The sequence below is a fragment of the Rhizobium sp. PEPV16 genome, assembly GCF_008919455.1.
GTDB lineage: Bacteria > Pseudomonadota > Alphaproteobacteria > Rhizobiales > Rhizobiaceae > Rhizobium > Rhizobium leguminosarum_Q.
The window spans coordinates 1-4,200 of the sequence record NZ_VSZV01000097.1 but is presented as its reverse complement, the minus strand read 5'-3'; the positions used below and the strand labels follow the sequence as shown (position 1 = coordinate 4,200).

Annotated in this window: 8 protein-coding genes; 6 read left to right on the top strand and 2 right to left on the bottom strand. The window is 61.2% G+C overall.

Going from position 1 to position 4,200, the window contains the following annotated elements; all coding sequences use genetic code 11:
* The first annotated feature begins 63 nt into the window (after nucleotides 1-63).
* The 6 genes from FY112_RS01225 to FY112_RS01210 all read left to right on the top strand — a co-directional run bounded on the left by FY112_RS01225 (nucleotide 64) and on the right by FY112_RS01210 (nucleotide 2,377).
* Nucleotides 64-261 (top strand): hypothetical protein, encoded by a 198-nt coding sequence (locus tag FY112_RS01225; RefSeq protein WP_131643816.1) that lies wholly within the window; start codon nucleotides 64-66, stop codon nucleotides 259-261.
* A gap of 33 nt (nucleotides 262-294) precedes the next feature.
* A complete protein-coding gene (locus tag FY112_RS36545; RefSeq protein WP_165505261.1) occupies nucleotides 295-471 on the top strand; it encodes a hypothetical protein in 177 nt (58 codons plus the stop codon).
* Between the two features lie 10 nt (nucleotides 472-481).
* Nucleotides 482-634 carry a hypothetical protein gene (locus FY112_RS36540; protein ID WP_165505259.1) on the top strand — a complete coding sequence of 51 codons (153 nt, stop codon included), beginning with the start codon at nucleotides 482-484 and terminating at the stop codon, nucleotides 632-634.
* Nucleotides 635-704: 70 nt separating this feature from the next.
* Nucleotides 705-1,286 carry an alpha/beta fold hydrolase gene (locus FY112_RS01220; RefSeq protein ID WP_151517438.1) on the top strand — a complete coding sequence of 194 codons (582 nt, stop codon included), beginning with the start codon at nucleotides 705-707 and terminating at the stop codon, nucleotides 1,284-1,286.
* 11 nt (nucleotides 1,287-1,297) lie between these two features.
* Nucleotides 1,298-1,606 (top strand): hypothetical protein, encoded by a 309-nt coding sequence (locus FY112_RS01215; RefSeq protein WP_151517437.1) that lies wholly within the window; start codon nucleotides 1,298-1,300, stop codon nucleotides 1,604-1,606.
* Between the two features lie 3 nt (nucleotides 1,607-1,609).
* On the top strand, nucleotides 1,610-2,377 hold the full coding sequence (locus FY112_RS01210; protein ID WP_131643819.1) for a gamma-glutamylcyclotransferase: 768 nt from the start codon (nucleotides 1,610-1,612) through the stop codon (nucleotides 2,375-2,377).
* Between the two features lie 24 nt (nucleotides 2,378-2,401).
* On the opposite strand, the gene FY112_RS01205 is transcribed toward FY112_RS01210, so the two are convergent.
* Nucleotides 2,402-3,256 (bottom strand): ABC transporter permease subunit, encoded by an 855-nt coding sequence (locus FY112_RS01205; RefSeq protein WP_131643820.1) that lies wholly within the window; start codon nucleotides 3,254-3,256, stop codon nucleotides 2,402-2,404.
* Entirely contained in the window at nucleotides 3,253-4,041 is a 789-nt protein-coding gene (locus FY112_RS01200) for an ABC transporter ATP-binding protein (RefSeq protein WP_151517436.1), read from the bottom strand. The genes FY112_RS01205 and FY112_RS01200 overlap by 4 nt, the downstream gene beginning before the upstream one ends.
* Between the last annotated feature and the right edge of the window lie 159 nt (nucleotides 4,042-4,200).

Here is a 4,200-nt window from a genome sequence, read left to right as displayed (position 1 = left end):
ATTGGCGGCTTTCTTTCCGGGCGCAAACCCGGCCTTGGCGGCAGCCGAGTAAGGATCGTCGCGATGGCTCGATCTCAGGAAGCGACGATCACCGATGCAGAAAGGCCGGCGGCCAGCGAGCAATTGTGGAGCGTCTTCGAATTCTCCCGACGATATCGTCTCGCCAAACGCGAGGAGAACCGCCTGCTGATGCTCTACGGACCGACGGCATCGCTTCACGTTCTACTCGCCAATGCACAACGTCATTCGCTGATTTCCTAACCGAGGAATACCGGTTCCTGACAGGAGGTTCGCATGAAGCTTGATTTTCAGTTCTGGCTGAAGCTTTCGATCGGCCGGTTCCTCGGCCTGAAGCCGCCCGCTGCACGGGAGCCAGTAAACGGATTGTTCGCGCGAGACGAAGAGCGCGACCGGTCCGCCCGCGAATACGAACTCCATTATTGGGGCACCATGCCCGGCCTTTGGTATTGAGGAGAACGGCGTGATGGCGATTGTCGTTGAGACCGACCTGCGTCGGCACGGTGCGAGAAGAGCGGAAGGCACCGTCATGTCGCATTTCAGGCATGCGGCGGGGATCTGCACGATTGTCAGCTCCTTCACATTCCTGTTCGCCCTGGTGATCGGGTGGATCTGATGAGTGATGTCCGATGTTTGCCCCCATCGGGAAAAAGACCGGCGCGCAGCTTCAGAGAGGATGCCGTCAGATGATCGATGTACTTATTCTTCCCGGGCTTTTCGGCTCGGGAGAAGGGCATTGGCAACAGCACTGGCTACAGGATCAGCCAGGCAGTCGTTGCGTCGTTCAGGACGACTGGGATCATCCGAACCTTGACAACTGGCTGCTGCGATTGGAAGGCGCGCTTGAAGAGGCCGGCGAGGCCTATCTGGTTGCCCATAGTCTCGGATGCCTGCTTGCCGCCCGCTTGGCCGGGCGAAGTGCTGCGCGGCGCGTCAAAGGAGCATTGCTCGTTGCTCCATGCGATCTGCCGGCCACGGAAAACCTGCATCCCGGGCATATCTCGTTTGGTGGCATGCCGACGGCGCCTTTGCCTTTTCCAAGCATCGTCGTCGGCAGCATGAACGATGCCTACATGACGGTCGATCGGTTGACCCTGTTTGGCCGCTTGTGGAACGCCGAGACCAGGAATATCGGCCTTGCCGGGCACATCAATGTCGCCAGCGGCTTTGGCCGCTGGCGCAACGGCTACCGATTGCTCGAGGGCTTGAAGACGCAAACGCGCGGTCGAAGGCATGTCGTTTCCATGCCGCCGGCTTTTGCTATGTGAGACAGAGTGGAATGTCCGATATTGTCGCCGATCTGTTGCGCCTTAGCGAAGATCCGAATGCCGATCCAAGAACCAGGCGCCGCCAAACCATGGAGCGGCTGGTACAGACGCTGCTTGCCATGGCCGATGCCGAAATCGGACCAGGAGATGCGCAGCATCGCCATTCGATCCTCCATCTGACGACGATCATCCGCGAGATGACGGAAAGGATCGCAGAGGCCGATGATGTGACGTTTTCGGCAATCGTTAGGGAGGCCGCGATGCTGATACGCAGCCTGCAGCGGCGCCAGGCCGATGCGGCCAGATTTACGGTGCACTGACGCATGATGGATATCCGGGAGCATAAGCTGGTGACGGTCCAGGGAAGCAAACTTTTGATGACCGGATCAAGAATGGCTCTGACTGACGAGCTCGTATCGCTGAGCCTTCGACCCGCGATCGACGTCGGTCCCGATCCACACCGAAAACCGCTGACCGAAGCGGAGGTGGAGATGCTCGCCAACCGGCTTCTCCAGGAGTCTACTGGCGCGCCGCTCTGGATCTTCGCCTATGGATCATTGATATGGAAGCCGGACTTCGATGCCGTCGAATCGCAGCATGGCGCAACAAGAGGGTGGCATCGCTCCTTCTGCCTGCAGATGACCCGCTGGCGGGGAACGCGGGCCCAGCCGGGTCTGATGATGGCACTTGACCGGGGCGGACGTTGCAACGGCATCGTCTTCAGGCTTGCCGATGATGATCGCCTTGGCCAGATTCGGCGGTTGATCCGCCGTGAAGTCGGCACGATCGAAGACGCTGCGTCGGTTCGCTGGATCCCGGTCGCGACCGCACATGGGCTCGTGCGTGCGCTGGTCTTTTGGGCTGGTCCGAAGGGCGAGCGCGTTTCCCGCAAATTGCCGCTCGAGACGGTGGCGCAGGTGCTTGCGAGAGCCTGCGGACACATGGGTTCCTGCGCCGAATATCTCTATCTGACGGTGAAACATCTGGAAGAACGCGGCATCCGGGACCGCAATTTATGGCGTCTTCAGAAACTGGTCGCAGCCGAGCTCGTCGCCATACACGGGCTGAACGCGGCGGCAGGAAGCCATTGAATATGGCTCCCTGCCGCCATCTGGTCAAAGCTTGCCCTTCCAGGGCACGAGGAACGCCTCCAGAAAACGAGTGACGGCCGAGAAGGTGAACGCGCAGATCGCGATGATGCCGATGCCGACGAAGACGACGTCGGTCGCCAGGAAATGTGAAGCCGACATGATCATGAAACCGATCCCGCGGGTGGAGGCAATCAATTCAGCCGCAACCAGCGTGCCCCAGCCGACACCGAGCGCAATTCGAATGCCGGTGAGAATCTCGGGCAGGGCGGACGGTAGGACGATGTCCAGGAAGAGCTGCAGCCGGCTTGCGCCCAGCGAACGCGCGGCATTGACGCGCTCGATCGGCAGCGAACGGACGCCGGCCTGGGCCGAGAGGCAAATCGGTGCGAACATCGCAAGCACCAGCAACGTGATTTTCGACGTCTCGCCGATGCCGAGCCAGATGATCATCAACGGCAGGTAAGAGAGCGGCGGAAGCGGCCAGTAGAACTCGATCGGCGCGTCGAGCACCCCTTTTGCCCAGCGGTTCAGGCCCATCAGCAATCCGAGCGGAATGCCGGCCGAGATGGCAATGAGGGCAGCGACAACGATGCGGAACAGGCTCGCAAAAACATGCTCGGACAGCGACGCTCCGGCGTAACCGTCGCGATAGATAGCGCCGATCTGTGTCAGCACCTCGTCCGGACGCGGCAGAAACAAGTGTGGGACGACACCGAGCGCCGATACCAGCCACCACAGCAGCAGTATGGCCAGCGCCGTGGCAACGCTGATGGCCACCGTCGATTTTTCGCCGGCTCCGAAGCTTGCCATTTTTACCAGCTTGACCTGGCGGTCCTCTCTACCCGCCACAATCGGCGGGGCCTGCACTATGTCGCTCATGCGGCGCTCCTGAGGTCTTCGGTGCTGTGCAGAATGGCGCGGATCTCCTCGCGCAGCTCGGCAAATTGCGGCGACGCCTTGATCGATCGGGCATCGCCGGTTTCGGCGAAGCGGCGAACGAAATCCAGATCGAAGCGTGCCACGACGCGTCCCGGTCGAGGTGACATGACCAGGACCTGCGTGCCCAGGAACAAGGCCTCTTCGATCGAGTGCGTGATGAAGAAGACCTTTTTTGCCGTTTTATCCCAGATGGAAACCAGCAGTTCCTGCATCTGCTCGCGCGTCAGGCTGTCGAGCGCGCCGAACGGCTCGTCCATCAGCAGGATGTCGGGATTTGTCGCCAGAGCACGCGCGATGCCGACACGCTGCCGCATGCCGCCCGACAGCTCGTAGGGAAAAGCGCCGGCAAATTCATCGAGGCCGACGAGACGGACAAGCTCCAGGGCGCGCGCTTCGCGCTCCTTGCGCTTGACCCCGGCGAATTTCAAACCGAGCGCGACATTGTCGACGACGGATTTCCAGGGCAGCAGCGAGTCCTTCTGAAAGACGACGCCGCGATCCGCACCCGGTCGTTCGACCGCGCGGCCATCGAGCGTGATCCGGCCATCCGAAAGCGGAAGGAAGCCGGCAATCGCGTTGAGAAGGGTTGACGTGCCGCATCCCGACGCCCCGAGTGCGACGACGAAGCCCCGTTCGAGAATATCGAAGGAAACGCGATCGAGCGCGTGAACGGTCCGTCCGTCGCGGGCTGCGAAGAAAACGCTGGCGTGATCGACTTTAAGCATGGAGCCGCTCGCAGGTTCGACGCCGGCGCAACGACTGCGCCGGCGTCAGGGAGGATCAGTTGCTGACGCCGGTGAGGGCATCTGCGGTGACGAAGGCGCCGTAATTCGCCAGCACGTCGGGAACCTTGCCCTGTTCCTTCAGAAACAATGCCGTGTCCT